The following is a 16491-nucleotide window of genomic DNA, read 5'->3' as shown; positions in this document are numbered from 1 at the left end:
GCCACGGGAAACGGACCCGCGGCAACGCGGGCACCGCGCCCGTGGCCGACCCTACTGTCGCGATGATCGCCCATGTCGCCTTCACTGCTGCCCGCGGCAATCGCGCCTTCGTACTGATCGGTTCGGCGACGATTTTGCTCCTGGCTTCCGACGTCATCTACGCAAGCGATGCCATCAGAGCCAGCGGCGATGGGCGTTACTTCATGGTTGCCGCGACGCTCTCCTATGGTTGCTTCGGTGCCGCGGCGCTGAACCCGGGGATGGCGAAGATCGGATCCGTTGAATCGAGTGCACCCGATCGGCCACATCCGCGGTTCGTGGTGGTGGCGGTCGCGTGTGTGCTCGCGTCGGCCATTCCCGCCACCCGGCCACCGTTCGGTGTCGCCGACCAGGTCGTTCGCGCGGTAATCCTGGTGACCCTGATCGCTGGCGTCCTGTGGCGAAGTGAACGCGCGGTCCGCACCATCGCCCACAAGGAGTCCGATGCCCGCCACCGCGCCACCCACGACGAACTGACCGGGCTGTCCAATCGAGCCTGGCTCTACGCATCGCAGCGACGTCGCGGCCTCGGTGCACCGGCTCGCCCGACCAGCCTGCTGTTCATGGACCTGGACAACTTCAAGCTCGTCAACGACAGCTACGGTCACCGCACCGGGGACGAATTGATCGTGGCTGCTGCGGAGCGCCTCGAAGACGTCGTCGGCGATACAGGGAACGTGCACAGGCACGGCGGTGACGAGTTCGTCGTCACAACCCATGCAGACCGTCTTGCGACCATCGCGCTTGCGGAACAGATCCTGGCAGCTTTCAGCAAACCTTTCGAGCTGAGCCAAGTGCGCGTCACGCTGTCGACGAGCATCGGAATCTCCCAGAGCTCGCCGGACAGGGAAACAGCCGATCTCGACGACCTGATTCGCGAAGCCGATTCGGCGATGTACCACGCCAAGTCGAAGGGTGCAGGTAGCTACGCGATCTTCGACGACCAGCTTCGCGAGCGGGCGATGCAGAAGTTGCAGGTGACCAGTGCATTGCGCGACGCGTTGAACAACCGCGAGTTCGAACTGCACTATCAGCCCATCGTCGATGCGACAACCGAGCGAACGGCCACCTACGAAGCGTTGCTCCGTTGGCGCCACAAGGGCATGTTGCGGACGCCGGGCTACTTCATCGAGGTGGCGGAATCCAGTGACATCATCATCGATATCGGGGCCTGGGCCATCAACTCGGCGTGCCAGCAGTTGGCACAGTTCTGGCAGGAAACAGCGGACCGTCCCGCGGTCTCGGTCAATCTGTCAGCACGCCAGCTTCGCGACGAGAGCTTCGTCGATGTCGTCGCTGCAGCACTTGCCCAGAACCAACTACCGCCGTCTGCGCTGTGGCTCGAGCTGACCGAAACCGCACTCATCGACGACCACGATGTCGCTCTGACGATTTTGAACAGGTTGAGTTCGATGGGTGTGACGATCTGCCTCGACGACTTCGGGATCGGGTACTCCGCGCTGAGCAATCTGAACAAGTATCCGATCGACATCGTGAAAATCGACAAGAGCTTCATCGCCACGCTGGGTTCGGACAGCGCGCAGAACGCAAAAGATCGTGTCCTCGTCAACTCGATCGAAGCAATGTCGAATGCACTCGGCCTCGTCACGGTTGCCGAGGGGGTCGAGAGCACCGACCAGCGGCAGCAGGTACGCAATATCGGCTGCCGTTACGCACAGGGCTGGCTCTACGGTTTGCCGCAGCCGCGCTTTGCGCCCGCGACCACCACCGAGCCGATCGACGACCTCACCCACTGATCGCTGAGGTCGACGTGAGCCAACTCGTCAGTACGCGCCGTCGCTTCCGGCGACCGCACTGATGGTCTTCTTGATGATGAGCAGGTCGTGGATCATCGACCAGTTCTCGATGTAGGACAGGTCCAGCCTGATCGCTTCGTGCCACGACAGATCCGATCGACCGCTGACCTGCCACAAACCCGTGACGCCGGGCTTGACCATCAGACGCCGCCGAACGGTGTCGTTGTACTGCTCGACCTCACTTCGCAGCGGCGGCCGCGGGCCGACGACACTCATCTCACCGCGCAGCACGTTCAAGAATTGCGGTAGCTCATCAAGGCTGTACCTGCGCAGAAAGCGACCGACCGAGGTGACGCGTGGATCGTCGCGCATCTTGAAAAGCGGCCCTGCGCCGTCGTTCTCCTCCTGCAACGCGGCGACGTGTTTGTCCGCGTCGACGAACATGCTGCGGAACTTGATCATCTGGAACGGCTTGCCGTCGAGGCCGATTCGCTCCGACCGGTAGAAAACGGGTCCGGGGCTGTTGGTCTTCACCGCTATCGCGGCGGCGATCATGATCGGCGAGATCAGCAACGTGGCGAACGCCGCGAAGAAGAAATCGAAGGCCTTCTTGCCGAGCGAACGGGTCCGGTCGTATTGCGGCTTCTCCACGTGCAGCATCGGCATATCGGCGACCGGTCGGCTTTCGAGCCGCTGACCCGCAACGTCGACAACACCGGGGGTGACGATGAGATCGACACCGAGTGGTTCGAGATCCCAGACGAGCTTGCGGGTGTCACCGGGACCGAAATTGTCCGTGGCTGTCAGCGCAACTGTGTCGGCTCCGGTCAACTGGACCGTCTCGAGCACGGTTCGGTCGGTGCCAAGAATCGGGATGTTCAGGTCGCCGACTTCGATCGATGACACGTCCTCGGTCGGACCTTCGGGGGTGCAGATCCCGACGACGCGGTAGCCGGCGTGGGGTTCACGGGCGAAAGCCAATGCGGTAGCCCTTGCCGCGTAGTGACTGCCGACCACGAGTACCGACGTTTGGTACTGGTTGTTCGCCCGCATGCGGGTGGCGTATCGGCGCCAAGCTCGCCGATTGATCAGCAACGCTGCGATGCCGAGCGGGAACGCGATCGCCAGATATCCACGCGCCAGGTCGACTCGGGCAAGGAGAGCCACGATGGCGACGATGCCGAAAAGCCGGAAGGTCGCGGTCCAGATCCTGCGGTATTCCTCGGCGCCGCTGCCGATCACCTTGGTGGAACGAGTGTGAAAGATGGACAGGACTGCAAGCCAACCGACGATGATGACCGCAGACACGACCGCGTAGGAGACTTCGCGACCGAGCGAGAACAGCGAGGCGTCGCCGCTCAGACCGCCGAACCGAACGAACTGTGCGGTGAGGACGGCGCCGACGACAACAAAGAAGTCTGTGATGGCGAGACGATGGGCGTACTCGGCCTGCCAACGCTCACGTTCGGATTGCGCGAACGTCCGCGAGCTGCGATCGGTGTCGAACGCCGCTGATGCCATCTTGTTGCTCCTGAGAGTCTGGTCCCCGACCGGATGCCCAGGCCTGGGCGATCTGCAGTAACTATCCAGCAACACGCTGAACTTGTTACAGAGTTGCTTGCAATTGCTAGCAGTGATGTTTCGCACGCCTCGACACGGCAATTTTCACATGCATACCGGGATAAAATTGGGCAATGGTAGAACCTCGACGCATCGCACTCGCCCTCGGCAGCGGAGGGGCTCGTGGCTATGCGCACATCGGAGCAATCAACGAGCTGGAGAGTCGCGGCTTCGAGGTTGCGGGTGTCGCGGGATCCTCGATGGGCGCCCTGGTCGGTGGGGTTTATGCCGCAGGCAAGCTCTCCGAGTTCACCGAATGGGCGCTCTCGCTCACTCAGTTCGAAGTGATTCGGCTACTCGACCCCTCCATCCAGGTGGCAGGGGCGATTCGTGCAGAGAAGATCCTCGACCACATTCGCGAGATCCTCGGCGACATCACCATCGAAGAACTGCCGATGCCCTACGTCGCTATTGCGACCGACCTCGTCACCGGACGCGCCGTGTGGTTCCAGCGAGGTGCTGTGGACACCGCCATCCGAGCGTCGATCGCGATTCCCGGCGTCATCTCCCCACTGCTCACACATGGTCGCGTCCTTGCCGACGGTGGCATTCTCGATCCGCTGCCCGTCGTTGCGACGGCAGGCATCGACGCCGACCTCACGATCGGCATCAGTCTCAGCGGTGACGCTCCCGGCCATGACGACTGGGCGACCCCGGCCACTCCATCCGACCCTGGCGCTCTCAACGAGTGGGTCGGCAAAATCCGACGAAGCGCCGAGCAGCTCAGCGCGCCGGTCACCTCCGTCATCGAGCGTTTCGCGGCTACGTCCGCCGACGACGAGGACGAAAAGGCAAAGGCAGCTGTCGAATCAGCCGCCGAGACAGAGAACGATGAGTGGCCCAATCTGGGCCGACTCGACGTGATGAACCGATCGCTTGATGTGATGCAGGCAGCGTTGGCCCGCTATCAGCGTGCGGGTCATCCACCCGATGTCCTCATCGAGATTCCTCGCACTGCCGGTCGCACACTCGACTTTCACCGCGCCGAAGAGTTGATCGAGCTCGGACGTAACGCTGCCGCCAAAGCGCTCGACGACGCAGGTCTCACCGGACCAGCCGCCTCGACGAGTGCTGCCGAGCTCACCGAACCACAGGCCGTGGACGCCTGAGCGCGGTCAGGTACCCGTGTTTCGTTTGTGCCGATGCCACAGAGCGACGACCCGACCGGTCAGGAACAGCAGTAACAACGGGTAATACCCGGTTCGTGGAATCGCCACTGTGAGCACGAGGGCGACGACGAAGATCACGAACGTCGTCATCGCCTGTTTCGGTTCCGACGCCGCACCTGCTCGCAGAGCCGGATTTCGGGCGACCAGCCAGGCAAGCAATGCGAGCGCTCCGGCGCTCACCGCCATCGTGCCGACATACAGCGCTCGCGTGGACGTTTGCTCGGACGGGCTCGACGACGCGAGTGCAGTCGGGAACGGCAGAAATACGACGGTGAACGCCCACAACGTCAATGTCTGTGTCATCGGACCATCGAGATCGACCACATCGCGCAGAATCCGATGTTGCGCTTTCCAGAATCGGAAGATCACGAAGAAACTGAGCGCGAAGGCAAGAAGCTCGGGCGCGTGTTCGCGAACCAGCTCCACCGCGGAGCCCTTGTAGTCGGTCGTGAGATCGACGAGCGGCAGCACCAGCAGGGTGATGGCAATTGCGACGATCGCATCGATGAACGTCAGAAAGCGATCGACGTAGCGACTACGTCCGTCGGGCTCGGTCATCGCGCCAGCGTAAACGCCTGCGCGTAAGCCACCGGTCGATCGGCTGCCGCACCCCCGCGAATCAGACAAAACGTGCGCACGATGGTAAGTTTTGGCGCTGTCGGTAGTTGTGACAACCGCCACTATCACTTCGACACGACACTTCGTTCAACGTTGACGATCCCCCGAGCGAACCGCAGCCCGGGCAACCACTTGGAGTGGGCATGACTGACACAGATATTGCGTTCGAGCACGCGTCGGGAAAGAGCGTTCGCACCCTTCCCGAGGCCTTTCAGGAGACCGTCCGGCTCCAGCCGTCCAGCGTTGCGATTCGCACGCCCGGCGATGTCCAGACGATCACCTGGTCGGAGTACGCACAACGTGTCCAGGCGATCGCCGCAGGCCTGGCAGGGCTCGGCGTGAAAGCAGGCGACACCGTAGGCATCATGCTGCGCAACCGGCCCGAGTTTCACCTCGTCGACACCGCGGCGCTGCACCTCGGCGCGACGCCGTTCTCCATCTACAACACCAGCTCACCCGAGCAGATCGCCTACCTGTTCGGCAATGCCGAGAACACGGTGGTCATCACCGAGCAGGTGTTCCTCTCACAGATCAAGGCGTCCGGCGCGGCACTCGAACACATCGTCGTCGTGGACGGAACTGCCGAGGGTACGATCTCCCTCGCCGAGCTCGAATCGACCCCGGCTCCCGGCTTCGACTTCGAATCCGCCTGGCGTACAGTACAACCCGACGACCTCGCAACACTGATCTACACGTCGGGCACAACCGGACCGCCCAAGGGCGTCGAGCTGACACATCGCAGCATCATCGCCGAGCTGCTCGCGCTGAATCCGTACCTCGACGTCGGGTTCAACGATCGGATCGCGTCCTACCTGCCTGCCGCACACATCGCCGATCGGGTTTCCGCGCACGCGGCCAACCAGGTCCGCGGCATCCAGATCACCTCGGTCATCGATCCTCGCGAGATCGCTGCAGCACTTCCGGACACGCGTCCGACGATCTTCTTCGGTGTTCCGCGGGTGTGGCAGAAGGTCCGGACGGGCATCGAGGCCAAGCTGGCCGAAGAGCAGAGTCCGGTCAAGAAGAACCTTGCCGGCTGGGCAGTCGGTGTCGGCAAGAAGGCCGCACGACTCAACATCGAAGGCAAGAGCCTCGGACCTGTGCTCTCGGCGCAGCACAAAATCGCTGACACCCTTGTGCTTTCGAAGGTTCGTCACGCTCTCGGCCTCGACCAGGTGCAGCTCGCGATCTCCGGCGCGTCCGCGATCCCCGTCGAGGTGCTCGAGTTCTTCCTCGCCATCGGCATCCCTGTCCAGGAGGTGTGGGGCATGTCGGAGTCGTGCGGTGGCACGACACTGACCGACCGCGAAAATCCGAAGATCGGAACCGTCGGCAAGGCACTGCCCGGTATCGAGCTCAAGCTCGGTGCGGACGGCGAACTGTTCATCCGCGGCGCCGCCGTGATGCGCGGTTACCGCAAGCAGCCCGACAAGACCGCCGAAACGCTCGACGCGGACGGCTGGTTGGCGACCGGCGACATCGGCACGATCGACGACGAAGGCAACGTCAAGATCATCGACCGCAAAAAGGAACTGATCATCAGCGAGTCGGGCAAGAACATGTCGCCGACAAACATCGAGAACGCGATGAAGGCGGCGACGTCGCTCATCGGCCAGGTTGTCGCGATCGGCGACGACAAGCCGTACATCTCGGCGATCATCGCGCTCGACCCCGATGCCGCTGCGGCGCGAGCAAAGGCGTTCGACACACCGAATGCCGACATCGCGACTTTGGCTGCCAGAGAAGAGATCCGCAAGGAGGTCGCGGAGGCGATCCGAGCAGGCAACGCCAAACTGTCTCGCGTCGAGCAGATCAAGAGGTTCGTCATCACCGACACGGCATGGGAGCCGGGCGGTATCGAGCTGACACCGACGATGAAACTCAAGCGCAAGCCGATTGCGGAGAAGTACGCCGCTGCAATCGTCGATCTCTACGACAAGACTCCGCCGGCGTCCGTGGTCGACCTTCGCTAGCCGTCACCAAGCATCGAATCGGGTCGGTGTGCACTCTCCGAAGAGTGCACACCGACCCGTTTTCGTGCACGCCGACCGACCGCGGATCCATAATTGGACGATGTCCGACGAGGCGTTTCCCGATGTTCGCTGGGGTCGTGACCGGCCCTGGCTCAACAAACCGATCACAGCGTTCACGTCGTCACGGTCGGGTTCGTGGATCTTCCGCAAACTTGTGCCGTACGACCACAAGGTGCTCGTCCGAAGTCGAGGTCGCTACACGATCCTCGGGCCGGTCGGTGTCCCACTCCTGTTGCTCAACACGGTCGGTGCGAAGTCCGGCGAACGCCGGACGAACCCGCTCACGTACATGCGCGACGGCAATCGGATCTACCTCGTAGGCAGCAACTTCGGACAGGAGAAGCATCCGGCCTGGTCGTGGAATCTGCTCGCGAACCCGGACGCATCGGTGAGCATCGGCGGTGTCGAGATACCAGTCACCGCCACTCAGCTGCACGGGGACGAGAGGGAACGCGCATTCGCGCAGTTCGTCGACTTCACAACGACGTACGAGAACTACACCGGACGCACCGACCGTGACCTGCGGGTCTTCGCTCTGGACCGACGGTAGGACCGACGCTGCACTCCGCTACCATCGAAACCGTCCATTGAAAAATGGCACAGTCGAAGTTGTGGCCGACGTTGCGAGGTGACGGTGTGACCCCCTCTCTACCGCCGCGCAAGCCTGCGCATCCGAGTCCGGTTGCCGTTGCTCTCGACAACATTCGCAAGGCGCCGCGTCGGGTCCGTCGTCAATCTCGCGATGCAATCGGCGGCGCGGTCGCTCAGTTGCTCGATTTGGCTCTGCTGCAACCGGATTCGAACAGCAGCGGCGAGTACCGCATCGACGATCTTGCCCGACTGTCCGGCACGACGACCCGCAACATTCGCGCCTATCGGGAACGGGGACTGCTGCAGCCGCCTCGCAGGGTCGGGCGTCTTGCCCTGTTCGACGATTCGCACCTCGAACGGTTGAAGCTCATCTCGTCGATGCTCGATCGGGGATACAACATCACCCACGTCCGCGAGATGCTCACCGCGCTGGAAGACGGCAAGGAACTTGCCGATGTGCTCGGACTCCAGGAAGCACTCGTCAAGAAGTGGTCCGAGGACGAGCCGGAAGAGCTGAGCGTCGACGCCGTTCGGCGACTCGCAGGAGACCAGCACAGCCTCGACCGTCTCGTCTCACTCGGGTTGGTCAGCCTCGACGGAGACAAGGCCATCGCCGCCCGCCCAAAATTACTGCGCGCATTCGAGGCGATGCGTAACTACGGGATGGCAATGGACAAGGTGATCGACGTCCACGAGGAGGTGTCGCCGTCGATCGACGAGATCAGTCGCACACTCGTGGATGCCGGCGCTCAACAGGTGGCGAGGCGCTTCGACCCTGCCAAGCCCCGCGGCGAGGCCGATCTGACGGATCTGGCGAGCATGCTCGTCGAATTCCGAACGCTTGCGGTGAGTTCTGTAACTGCGTCCCTTGCGATTTCGATCGAGCGAACGATCGAAACCGTCGTAGGGAACTACCTCGCGGACCTGCTGGAGAAACAATCCGAGCACGAGGCCGGCTGAGAGCTATCGCGAACAGATCGGGGTAGCTTTCAGTCCATGGTTATCGGAACGATCGCCGAACTGTGGCGCTACCCGGTCAAATCGATGGGCGGCGAGCAGTTGCCCGAAGCGCACATCACCGAGCGCGCACTTCGAGCCGACCGGCTGTGGGCAGTGCGGGACCTGGAACTCAGCGCCGTCACCACCGCCCGCCGCTTACCCTCGTTGCTCGGCTGCTCGGCCCGTTTCGTCGCCGAACCGCCTGCCGACGCGGGGCCGGGGAACGTCGCCGACGTCGTCGTTACCTTTCCCGACGGTGCAACCGTCACGTCGACGGACAGCGAGCGGATGGACGCGAAGCTGAGCGAACTGACCGGCAAGAACGTCTCGCTGGTGTCGCTACCGCCGACCAGTGACAAAGGCGCCTACCGAGGGGTCCGCCCCAACAACGCCGACATCCGGCGGCAATTCGCAATCGAGGACGCCGACGAGCTTCCTGATCTATCGATGTTTCCCATCCGAAAACTGGCCGAGCTCGCCCTGTTTGCTACTCCCATAGGCATTTTCGCCGATGCTTACCCGTTGCACGTGCTCACCACCGCGAGCCTCGCGACGATGGCGGGACACGAGCCGAACGGCAACTTCGACACCCGACGATTCCGGCCCAACGTCGTCATCGACACCACCGCTGCCGACGGACTTGTCGAGCAGGGCTGGCTCGGCGGCATTTTGCGAGCGCCAGGTGCCGCGATACGCGTGGAGATCCCGACCGTGCGATGTTCGATGCCGCTACGCGAGCAACAGCACTACGGACTCGACGCCGATCCGAGCGTTGTGCGAACGGTATCCAGGCATGCCGACAGATGCTTGGGTGTCTACGCGGACGTCGAGGAATCAGGTCGGCTGCGGCAGGGCGACTCCGTGTCGTTCGAACCGCCTGCAGCACGAGGCGGCCTCGAGTCGACGGTCGGACGACTGGCCGGGCGGCTCAAACGCAACGCGCTACGCGCCGGAAATCGCGTGCTGCCCGGGTAGCTCAGGCCTCGAGCCGTGCCCGGATGACGGCTAGTCTCTCCTGCAGTTCCGCCTCGTTGATAATTCCTCGCTCGACAAGCGAATGTGCAAGCGCGACAAGCTGATTCTCCGGGTAGGGCAGGTCGGCGTAGACCGTCGCCGACAGAGCATCTTCCTCGTCGCGCCTGTCCTTGAAGTTCGGTATATCGGCTTCGCAATTCGAGCGGTCGAGCGCGTCGCAGATTCCGTCGAGACTGGTTTTCCACGGCGGTACGGGGTTGGTCACGCCGTACTTGGCTGCCATCCGTGGCCAGACCTGGTTGCGTTCCACGATCGCCTGCAGCGGCGCGATGTCGTGTGGCGTACTCATATGTTCTCCCTCCGCTACGGGATGGGATGGATCGCCGGACGGGTGTAGGTGATGACGTTGGTCGTCACGCCTGCCTTCGGCAGCGCAACGCCGATCAGGCAGTCACGCGTGACGATTTCGGCGAGCTGACTCTCGTCCCAGCCGTCGGTGCCCTCCGGGCGCATCGGCATCACCATAAATCTGTGCTTCTGATTCGAATCCTGCACGCGCACAGCAACACCCTCGGGCAGTACCAATCCGAATTCGGAAAGAACCTGGCGCGGCCAGCGAACCAGACGCCGCCGATAGTTCGGTGTGCGATACCACTCAGGCGAATTGCCGAGGATCGGTCGCGGGTAACACGAGCACAACGCACACACGATCACGTTGTGGACGTCAGGTGTGTCCTCGAGGATCGAGAAGGCGGTGAAATCGCTCGGGGTGCCGAAACCTGTCGGCTCCAGCCAGTCCACGCCGACCTCTTTGCTCGCGGTCATCGGTTCGCGCAGCGCCAAGGCCTTGAAGTCGGGATCTACCCACGCCCGTGCAACGAGGTTTGCGGCCGGAGTTGGTCCGATCTGTTCGGCGAACTCGGTGAACCGCCGATGTTCCTCGGCGGTGAAGATGCCTTTTTCGATGCACAGTTCACGCAGCGCGATCTCCAGCACTTCGAAGTCTGTGATCTCGTCGACCATCGGAGCGACAGTGCGAGTGTGGTCATGGTCGTGATCGTGGCCGGACATGAAATCCCTTTCTGAAGAGGGCAATCGGTGCGGACTAGGTCGCCGGAACGAGCCAGCGTTCGGGGATCTCGGTACGCAGAACGTCGTTGTCGGGTCCGGTGTAGTCGTCCCACAGGGTCGCCATGTCGAACTTGACGACGTAGAACCACTCGGGTTTGGCGTCCTGTCGGTCCCACGTCTCGTCCTCGGGAGCTGGACTCTCGTAGGCGAGCGCGGCGATCTCCCCTACCGCGCCGCGCACGTATTCCGGTGTGCGCGTGTAGAAAAGGGCAGGCAATTCGCGTACCAGCACCGGATCGCCGACCTTGAATCGCGCTTCGCCGGCTTTGCCCGCGAAGATCTGCGGGTCACCCTTGCCGACCGCGTGGATGTGATGGGTATTGCGCTTGACCGCGGAACCGTCGCCCTCGCTCTTCGGCTTCGCCTCTAGCGTCTTTCCCTCCATGCCACCCTCGTAGCGTGCCTGGACCTCGAGCATTCGTTCGCTCAGTTCGGTGAGTCCGATGTATTGCTTCTCGGCAAGCACTCGCGCGACGGCGAGCAGCCAACGCCCGTAGTAGGGAAGGCCGAGGTACATCGCCCGTCCGAGGTCGACGTTGCCGATCCGACGGCGCTCCTCCGAGAGCCAGATCCCCCGCCACGCAAGCACTTCGCAGATCACGTAGGTGTTGTGTTCCCAGATCTCGTATTGCTTGTTCTCGTAGCGCATCGGAGCGTCCGGTTCGCCGCCCACATCGTGGTCGGTCTTCAGATAGGCCCAGATGCGCTTGTGGTCGAGGAGATCCGGAGTCGGCGCATTCGGCAACTCGGGATAAGAAGACTTGAGCCGGGCTACGAGATCCAAGGCTGCTGCGCGTTCTTCCGCCGTACTCATGGCGGCTCCCTTCGACACGGGAACTAACTTGACGTCGCAATAAATGTAGATCTTGATGCCGTGGTGCGTGTCCTTTCAGGCAAATTTGCACGGTAGACGGCTCCGCCGCTCGTGAGTCTTTTCGGCGCTCCCGCCCGCCGAAAAGACTCACGAGCACGGAGTGCCCTACGGCATACCGGTCACCTCACGTACTACGGTCTGGCTATGTCTGACACAGGCTTCGGCGACTTCGAGTTCGAGCGCAAGTTCTTCGTGCACGAACTCCCGAGTTCGGCGGCCGCCGATCCGACGCCCGCGTTGATCGTGCAGGCCTACCTCTTCGCAGCTGACGGCTATGCGGTTCGAGTCAGAGTGCAGGGCCCCGCGCCTGCCGAGCTACCGGAGACCCCCGGCGACCTCGTCGACGCTCTCGGCGAAGCGGCATTCGGAACCATGGCCGCGAAGGGGCCTGCCATCGGTGGCACACGGTACGAAGCCGAACGCGAACTCGACGGACTCGTCGCCGGACAAATCGTGCGCCGCGCAGAGCACGTCATCGCCAAGGTTCGATATTCGCTGTGGATCGATGAGGACGGCTGGATCCTCGATCGCTTCCTCGGTACCAACGCGCCCCTTGTCGTCGCCGAGGTAGAACGCAGCGGACCCGTCGTCGACCTGCAGATTCCCGCGTTCTGCGCGACCGAGATATCCGAGGACGAACGATTCAAGAACGAGCGCCTCGCCTACCAGCCCTACGGCGAATGGGCCGAGGCGTACCGCCGAGAGCTCGCGCTCGTGGGACCCAAATTCGTCCACTCGCTCGGCGAGAACCGACTCAGCGAGAGCTGAAAGTCCGGCGGCTGTGCGGTCACTGAATCGGCCGCTATTCGGGTCGCGACGGAATACAGTGAGACGATGCCCGAGGTCCACGATCTCGGCGGTCGCGCCGAACACTATGGACCTGTTCCCCACGATGCCGACGAGCCGCCGTTCCACCAGCGATGGGAGGAGCGGGTCTTCGGCATTGTGTCGGTCCACATGACGGCGATGAGCAAGCCCGTAGACGAGTTCCGATTCGACATGGAGCAGCTCCCACCCGAGCAGTATCTGCCGTCCTACTTCGGGCGATGGCTCGCTGCATTCGAGAACGGCCTCGTCCGCGACGAACACCTGAGAGCAGGGGAACTCGACGCACTTGTGCGTAATCCGCAAGCGGCACAGGGCAATACGCGGCCGCGAGTTCGCACGATGCTGACCGCTACGGCACTGCGCGCCTCGACCCGACCCACCATGCCTGCGTGGATCTGCACCTATGTACTCCCCCGGCAATTCGGCGCCGCACGACGGAGTCGAAACAAACCGGAATTCAGTGTCGGTGACAAGGTTCGGGTGCGCGCGCGACGCGGTGGGCACACCCGGCAGCCTGGCTACGTGACGGGCAAGGTCGGAGTCGTCGTCGCGAATTTCGGTTCAGCGGTCTTCCCCGATGCTCGGGCGGTCGGTCGGCGCGAGCCGCCGCAACATTTGTACACAGTCGAGTTCACCGGGCGAGAACTCTGGGGTGACGCTGCCGAAGCAGGGACCAGCGTGCTCATCGAGCTCTACCAGCCGTATCTGGAGGGCGCTTGACCACCGACGACGCCCACATCGCTGCCCGCGTAGAGGCTTTGGAAGAGCTTCTCGTCGAGAAAGGTCTGCTCGACAGAGCTTCGGTCGATCGATTGATCGATCACTTCACGGTCAACTACGGACCGCTCAACGGTGCGAAGGTCGTTGCGCGCGCCTGGATAGACGACGAATATCGAAAACGACTCTTGACCAACGGAACCAAAGCGATCGCCGAGTTCGGCTTCGGCGGTCCCGAAGGTGCCCACCTGACGGTCGTCGAGAACACGTCGTCGGTCCACAACGTCGTCGTGTGCACATTGTGCTCCTGCTATCCGTGGCCCGTGCTCGGACTGCCGCCAGGCTGGTACAAGTCCGCGGAGTACCGATCTCGTATGGTCGCTACCCCGCGTGCTGTGCTCACCGAAATGGGACTCGCGGTGTCTGCCGATGTTGCAGTGCGCGTGTGGGACAGCAGCGCCGAGACGCGATACCTTGTCCTCCCGATGCGCCCTTCGGACACCGGCGACATGACGGAAAGCGAACTGGCAGAGCTGGTTACCCGCGATTCGATGATCGGCGTTGCAGCTGCGCGCGAGCCGGGCCGATGAACGTTGCGATCCCTGTCGACGTGACGGGTCCGGCGGCACCGCCACGATCGAACGGCGAACTCGTTTTCGACGCTCCTTGGCAGCAACGCGCGTTCGGCGTTGTGTTTGCGTTGACAGAGTCGGGAGCGATCGAGTGGTCGCGCTTTCGCGATGGACTGATCACCCGCATCGCGCAGTCTGCCGACCGGCCGTACTGGCGATCATGGGCAATGGCACTGGAGGACGCCCTAGCCGCGGCGGACCTGTTGTCGGTCGGCACCATCGATGAGCGTCAATCCGCGCTGGTCAGCGACCACCCCGACCACGATCACGGTTAGCCACGTCACACGCTCGACTTGATGTGACGAACACAACATTCGATCGGGGAAGACCTGGCCACCCGCGGGCGTTAACAATTGCAAGCAGTTGTTGCAACGACGCGCGACTTCGCGGAGGAGCCCAGATGATGATCCCCACGCTGACCGAATTGACGCGACACCGTGCGCAGTCGAAGCGAGAGCGTTCTCGCCGACGCGCCGAGGCGATGCTGCGCCACCCGTCCGCCGGACTCGACATCTCGCACGCCCCCGAACTCGAAGTCGCTGAGGGCTTGTTGCAACGCCAACTCGTAGACGGAGAGATCGACCCAGCTTCCTACCGCGCCGAAATGCGCCGGTTGGCCGTTCTAGCCAGGTAGCCCCCCGAACACCACGTCAGGCCCGGTACACGTACCGGGCCTGATCTGTGTCGTCAGGTCCAGTCGGCACGAACGCACGTCAACCGGCCCCACATATACACATTGACGTATATATGCGTTCGTGTATATGCTCTCGGCATGTATCCAGCGTTGACCGCACTCGCTGAGCCGAACCGCTTGCAGATCGTGGAGCTACTTCGCGACGGCCCGCGGTCGGTCGGCGAGATCGTCAAACAACTACAGCTTTCCCAGCCGCAGATATCGCGACATCTCCGAATCCTCCACGAGGCAGGCCTTGTGGAGGTGCAGCCGCAGGCGCAACAGCGCATCTACAGGCTCCACGGTCGAGCTTTCAAGGACCTCGATGAATGGATAAGCACATTCCGTGTCGTATGGGAAGAGCGCCTCGACGGTTTCGAAAACTATATGAAGACAATCCAAGCGGAAGACCGATGACTCAATTCCGAACTCGATGGAACTTTCAGAATGGGTGGCGGCTATGACCGAAACAAATATCGTCAAAAACAGGAAGACCCGACAGCTCGTCATCGAACGAGCGATCGACGCCCCTGTGAATCTCGTCTGGCAGGGCTGGACTCAGCGTGAACATATCGCCAACTGGTGGGGACCGACCGCCTGGACTACGACCATTTACGAGATGGATGTCCGACCACAAGGGACCTGGCGCTACAGCCTGCACGCCGATGCAGACCCGACGAACAAGACGTGGTGCAAGGCGATTTACCACGACGTGGTCGAAGCCAGTCGGCTCGTGTACACCGATTCCTTCACCGATCCCAACGGAAACGTCGAGCCCGGTACCGAGATGCCGACAACTGTGACTTTCACATCGGATGGAAATAAAACGAATGTTGTTGTCTGCACACAGTTCACGTTGCTTTCCGCGCTGGACGCAGCCGAGCAGAACGGCATGATCGATGGCTACGTCGAAACACTCGACAGGCTCGAATCTCACGTCGAAACGTACACAAGGGAGCAATGACGATGGCCACGGAACAAGGAACTGTCACCTCGCAAGACGGCGCCACCATCGCTTACGAGCTGTCCGGCCAGGGCCCCGTGATCGTGCTGGTAGCCGCCGCACTATCCGATCGGTCCGACACAACCAAATTGGCGAAACTACTCAGTGCCAATTTCACAGTAATAAACTATGACCGGCGCGGTCGTGGCAAGAGCGCTGACACCAAACCGTACAGCCCTCAACGTGAAATCGAGGACATCGCGGCACTTATTGCGGCAGGCGGTGGTTCGGCTGCACTTTTCGGGAGTTCGTCCGGCGCTGTTCTTTGCCTCGACGCGGCTACGAGCATGGACAATACCGTCACGAAAGTCGCATTGTTCGAGCCGCCACTGATCCTCGACGACAGCCGCCCACCGGTTGGCGACGCTTTTACACAAGCCGTCACGGAGGCTCTGAATGCCGGCAACGCAAGCAAAGCCGTAAAACTGTTCATGGGAAAGGCACTCGGAGTTCCGGCTTTCGGCGTAATCATGATGCGCTTTATGCCCGGCTGGTCCAAGATGGTCGCAATGGCTGCAACGCTGCCCTACGACCTGAATATCGTGAGCGGTATCCAAGATGGCAAGCCATTGCCGACCGACCGTTGGAAGGTAAATGTGCCTACGCTCATTCTTACGGGCCAGAAGAGCGAGCAATTCTTCCACACCGGCGCAGCTGCCCTCGCCGCACTGCTTTCCGATGCGACACACAAGATCCTGCCCGGCGTACACCACGGTTCCGTCGTCATGTCGCCGAAGTCGGTAGGCGAAGAATTGACGGCATTCTTCAAGAGCTAGCCTCGATCTTTCGTGAGTCCCGCGTGCTGTCCTGAGCGGTTTCGGATTGGGTGTTT

19 protein-coding genes are annotated in these 16491 nt (G+C 62.2%); 14 read left to right on the top strand and 5 right to left on the bottom strand.

Annotated features, from left to right (window positions below; all coding sequences use genetic code 11):
• Positions 1–1796: putative bifunctional diguanylate cyclase/phosphodiesterase (locus ACHIRB_RS28510; protein ID WP_395127813.1), on the top strand; the 1796-nt coding region annotated here is incomplete at its 5' end.
• Positions 1797–1823: 27 nt separating this feature from the next.
• Here ACHIRB_RS28510 and ACHIRB_RS28505 read toward each other — a convergent pair.
• The gene (locus ACHIRB_RS28505) at positions 1824–3317 is read right to left on the bottom strand and encodes a sugar transferase (protein ID WP_395126426.1); all 1494 of its coding nucleotides are present in this window, start codon (positions 3315–3317) and stop codon (positions 1824–1826) included.
• A 173-nt stretch (positions 3318–3490) separates the two neighbouring features.
• Here ACHIRB_RS28505 and ACHIRB_RS28500 point away from each other — a divergent pair, with 173 nt between their 5' ends.
• Positions 3491–4525 (top strand): patatin-like phospholipase family protein, encoded by a 1035-nt coding sequence (locus ACHIRB_RS28500; protein ID WP_395126425.1) that lies wholly within the window; start codon positions 3491–3493, stop codon positions 4523–4525.
• A gap of 6 nt (positions 4526–4531) precedes the next feature.
• Here ACHIRB_RS28500 and ACHIRB_RS28495 read toward each other — a convergent pair whose 3' ends face one another.
• A complete protein-coding gene (locus tag ACHIRB_RS28495) occupies positions 4532–5143 on the bottom strand; it encodes a TMEM175 family protein (protein WP_395126424.1) in 612 nt (203 codons plus the stop codon).
• A gap of 203 nt (positions 5144–5346) precedes the next feature.
• Between ACHIRB_RS28495 and ACHIRB_RS28490 the strand changes: the two genes are divergently transcribed.
• The 4 genes from ACHIRB_RS28490 to ACHIRB_RS28475 all read left to right on the top strand — a co-directional run bounded on the left by ACHIRB_RS28490 (position 5347) and on the right by ACHIRB_RS28475 (position 9801).
• The gene (locus tag ACHIRB_RS28490; protein ID WP_395126423.1) at positions 5347–7176 is read left to right on the top strand and encodes an AMP-dependent synthetase/ligase; all 1830 of its coding nucleotides are present in this window, start codon (positions 5347–5349) and stop codon (positions 7174–7176) included.
• A 100-nt stretch (positions 7177–7276) separates the two neighbouring features.
• The gene (locus tag ACHIRB_RS28485) at positions 7277–7786 is read left to right on the top strand and encodes a nitroreductase/quinone reductase family protein (protein ID WP_395126422.1); all 510 of its coding nucleotides are present in this window, start codon (positions 7277–7279) and stop codon (positions 7784–7786) included.
• A gap of 86 nt (positions 7787–7872) precedes the next feature.
• The gene (locus ACHIRB_RS28480; RefSeq protein ID WP_395126421.1) at positions 7873–8787 is read left to right on the top strand and encodes a MerR family transcriptional regulator; all 915 of its coding nucleotides are present in this window, start codon (positions 7873–7875) and stop codon (positions 8785–8787) included.
• Between the two features lie 36 nt (positions 8788–8823).
• Positions 8824–9801, top strand: coding sequence for an MOSC domain-containing protein (locus ACHIRB_RS28475; RefSeq protein WP_395126420.1), 978 nt, complete (start codon positions 8824–8826; stop codon positions 9799–9801).
• Between the two features lies 1 nt (position 9802).
• On the opposite strand, the gene ACHIRB_RS28470 is transcribed toward ACHIRB_RS28475, so the two are convergent.
• Genes ACHIRB_RS28470 through ACHIRB_RS28460 form a run of 3 tightly spaced genes read right to left on the bottom strand, consistent with a single transcriptional unit; the run spans position 9803 to position 11746 of the window.
• On the bottom strand, positions 9803–10150 hold the full coding sequence (locus ACHIRB_RS28470) for a thiocyanate hydrolase (RefSeq protein WP_395126419.1): 348 nt from the start codon (positions 10148–10150) through the stop codon (positions 9803–9805).
• Between the two features lie 14 nt (positions 10151–10164).
• A complete protein-coding gene (gene scnC / locus ACHIRB_RS28465) occupies positions 10165–10872 on the bottom strand; it encodes a thiocyanate hydrolase subunit gamma (RefSeq protein ID WP_199702974.1) in 708 nt (235 codons plus the stop codon).
• 34 nt (positions 10873–10906) lie between these two features.
• Positions 10907–11746 carry an SH3-like domain-containing protein gene (locus ACHIRB_RS28460; protein WP_395117930.1) on the bottom strand — a complete coding sequence of 280 codons (840 nt, stop codon included), beginning with the start codon at positions 11744–11746 and terminating at the stop codon, positions 10907–10909.
• A gap of 204 nt (positions 11747–11950) precedes the next feature.
• Here ACHIRB_RS28460 and ACHIRB_RS28455 point away from each other — a divergent pair, with 204 nt between their 5' ends.
• The 8 genes from ACHIRB_RS28455 (at position 11951) to ACHIRB_RS28420 (ending at position 16435) form a co-directional block, all read left to right on the top strand.
• Positions 11951–12574, top strand: a complete 624-nt coding sequence (locus ACHIRB_RS28455) for a CYTH domain-containing protein (RefSeq protein WP_395126418.1) — start codon at positions 11951–11953, stop codon at positions 12572–12574.
• A 66-nt stretch (positions 12575–12640) separates the two neighbouring features.
• Complete coding sequence (nthB, locus tag ACHIRB_RS28450; protein ID WP_395126417.1) at positions 12641–13354, top strand: nitrile hydratase subunit beta; 714 nt, start codon at positions 12641–12643, stop codon at positions 13352–13354.
• Entirely contained in the window at positions 13351–13941 is a 591-nt protein-coding gene (gene nthA / locus ACHIRB_RS28445; protein WP_395126416.1) for a nitrile hydratase subunit alpha, read from the top strand. The genes nthB and nthA overlap by 4 nt, the downstream gene beginning before the upstream one ends.
• Positions 13938–14258: a nitrile hydratase accessory protein gene (locus ACHIRB_RS28440; RefSeq protein ID WP_395126415.1), complete on the top strand. Its 321-nt coding sequence runs from the start codon at positions 13938–13940 to the stop codon at positions 14256–14258. Before nthA ends, ACHIRB_RS28440 begins: the two co-directional genes overlap by 4 nt.
• A 125-nt stretch (positions 14259–14383) precedes the next feature.
• Positions 14384–14617 carry a hypothetical protein gene (locus tag ACHIRB_RS28435; protein ID WP_395126413.1) on the top strand — a complete coding sequence of 78 codons (234 nt, stop codon included), beginning with the start codon at positions 14384–14386 and terminating at the stop codon, positions 14615–14617.
• Positions 14618–14755: 138 nt separating this feature from the next.
• Positions 14756–15073 carry an ArsR/SmtB family transcription factor gene (locus ACHIRB_RS28430; RefSeq protein ID WP_395126412.1) on the top strand — a complete coding sequence of 106 codons (318 nt, stop codon included), beginning with the start codon at positions 14756–14758 and terminating at the stop codon, positions 15071–15073.
• A 43-nt stretch (positions 15074–15116) separates the two neighbouring features.
• Positions 15117–15620 (top strand): SRPBCC domain-containing protein, encoded by a 504-nt coding sequence (locus ACHIRB_RS28425; protein WP_395126411.1) that lies wholly within the window; start codon positions 15117–15119, stop codon positions 15618–15620.
• A 2-nt stretch (positions 15621–15622) separates the two neighbouring features.
• Positions 15623–16435, top strand: coding sequence for an alpha/beta fold hydrolase (locus ACHIRB_RS28420; protein WP_395127812.1), 813 nt, complete (start codon positions 15623–15625; stop codon positions 16433–16435).
• Positions 16436–16491 lie beyond the last annotated feature (56 nt).

This window comes from Antrihabitans spumae, assembly GCF_043944905.1.
Taxonomy (GTDB): domain Bacteria; phylum Actinomycetota; class Actinomycetes; order Mycobacteriales; family Mycobacteriaceae; genus Antrihabitans; species Antrihabitans spumae.
This window is presented reverse-complemented; position numbering and strand designations above follow the sequence as displayed.

Bases quoted from the DNA above. Each gene is read 5' to 3' on its own strand.
- ACHIRB_RS28495 (WP_395126424.1), bottom strand. From the start codon at position 5,143: ATGACCGAGCCCGACGGACGTAGTCGCTACGTCGATCGCTTTCTGACG.
- ACHIRB_RS28435 (WP_395126413.1), top strand. From the start codon at position 14,384: ATGATGATCCCCACGCTGACCGAATTGACGCGACACCGTGCGCAGTCG.
- ACHIRB_RS28425 (WP_395126411.1), top strand. From the start codon at position 15,117: ATGACCGAAACAAATATCGTCAAAAACAGGAAGACCCGACAGCTCGTC.
- ACHIRB_RS28505 (WP_395126426.1), bottom strand. From the start codon at position 3,317: ATGGCATCAGCGGCGTTCGACACCGATCGCAGCTCGCGGACGTTCGCG.
- ACHIRB_RS28490 (WP_395126423.1), top strand. From the start codon at position 5,347: ATGACTGACACAGATATTGCGTTCGAGCACGCGTCGGGAAAGAGCGTT.
- ACHIRB_RS28455 (WP_395126418.1), top strand. From the start codon at position 11,951: ATGTCTGACACAGGCTTCGGCGACTTCGAGTTCGAGCGCAAGTTCTTC.
- ACHIRB_RS28430 (WP_395126412.1), top strand. From the start codon at position 14,756: ATGTATCCAGCGTTGACCGCACTCGCTGAGCCGAACCGCTTGCAGATC.
- ACHIRB_RS28470 (WP_395126419.1), bottom strand. From the start codon at position 10,150: ATGAGTACGCCACACGACATCGCGCCGCTGCAGGCGATCGTGGAACGC.
- ACHIRB_RS28420 (WP_395127812.1), top strand. From the start codon at position 15,623: ATGGCCACGGAACAAGGAACTGTCACCTCGCAAGACGGCGCCACCATC.
- ACHIRB_RS28440 (WP_395126415.1), top strand. From the start codon at position 13,938: ATGAACGTTGCGATCCCTGTCGACGTGACGGGTCCGGCGGCACCGCCA.
- ACHIRB_RS28460 (WP_395117930.1), bottom strand. From the start codon at position 11,746: ATGAGTACGGCGGAAGAACGCGCAGCAGCCTTGGATCTCGTAGCCCGG.
- ACHIRB_RS28485 (WP_395126422.1), top strand. From the start codon at position 7,277: ATGTCCGACGAGGCGTTTCCCGATGTTCGCTGGGGTCGTGACCGGCCC.
- scnC (WP_199702974.1), bottom strand. From the start codon at position 10,872: ATGTCCGGCCACGATCACGACCATGACCACACTCGCACTGTCGCTCCG.
- nthB (WP_395126417.1), top strand. From the start codon at position 12,641: ATGCCCGAGGTCCACGATCTCGGCGGTCGCGCCGAACACTATGGACCT.
- ACHIRB_RS28500 (WP_395126425.1), top strand. From the start codon at position 3,491: ATGGTAGAACCTCGACGCATCGCACTCGCCCTCGGCAGCGGAGGGGCT.
- ACHIRB_RS28475 (WP_395126420.1), top strand. From the start codon at position 8,824: ATGGTTATCGGAACGATCGCCGAACTGTGGCGCTACCCGGTCAAATCG.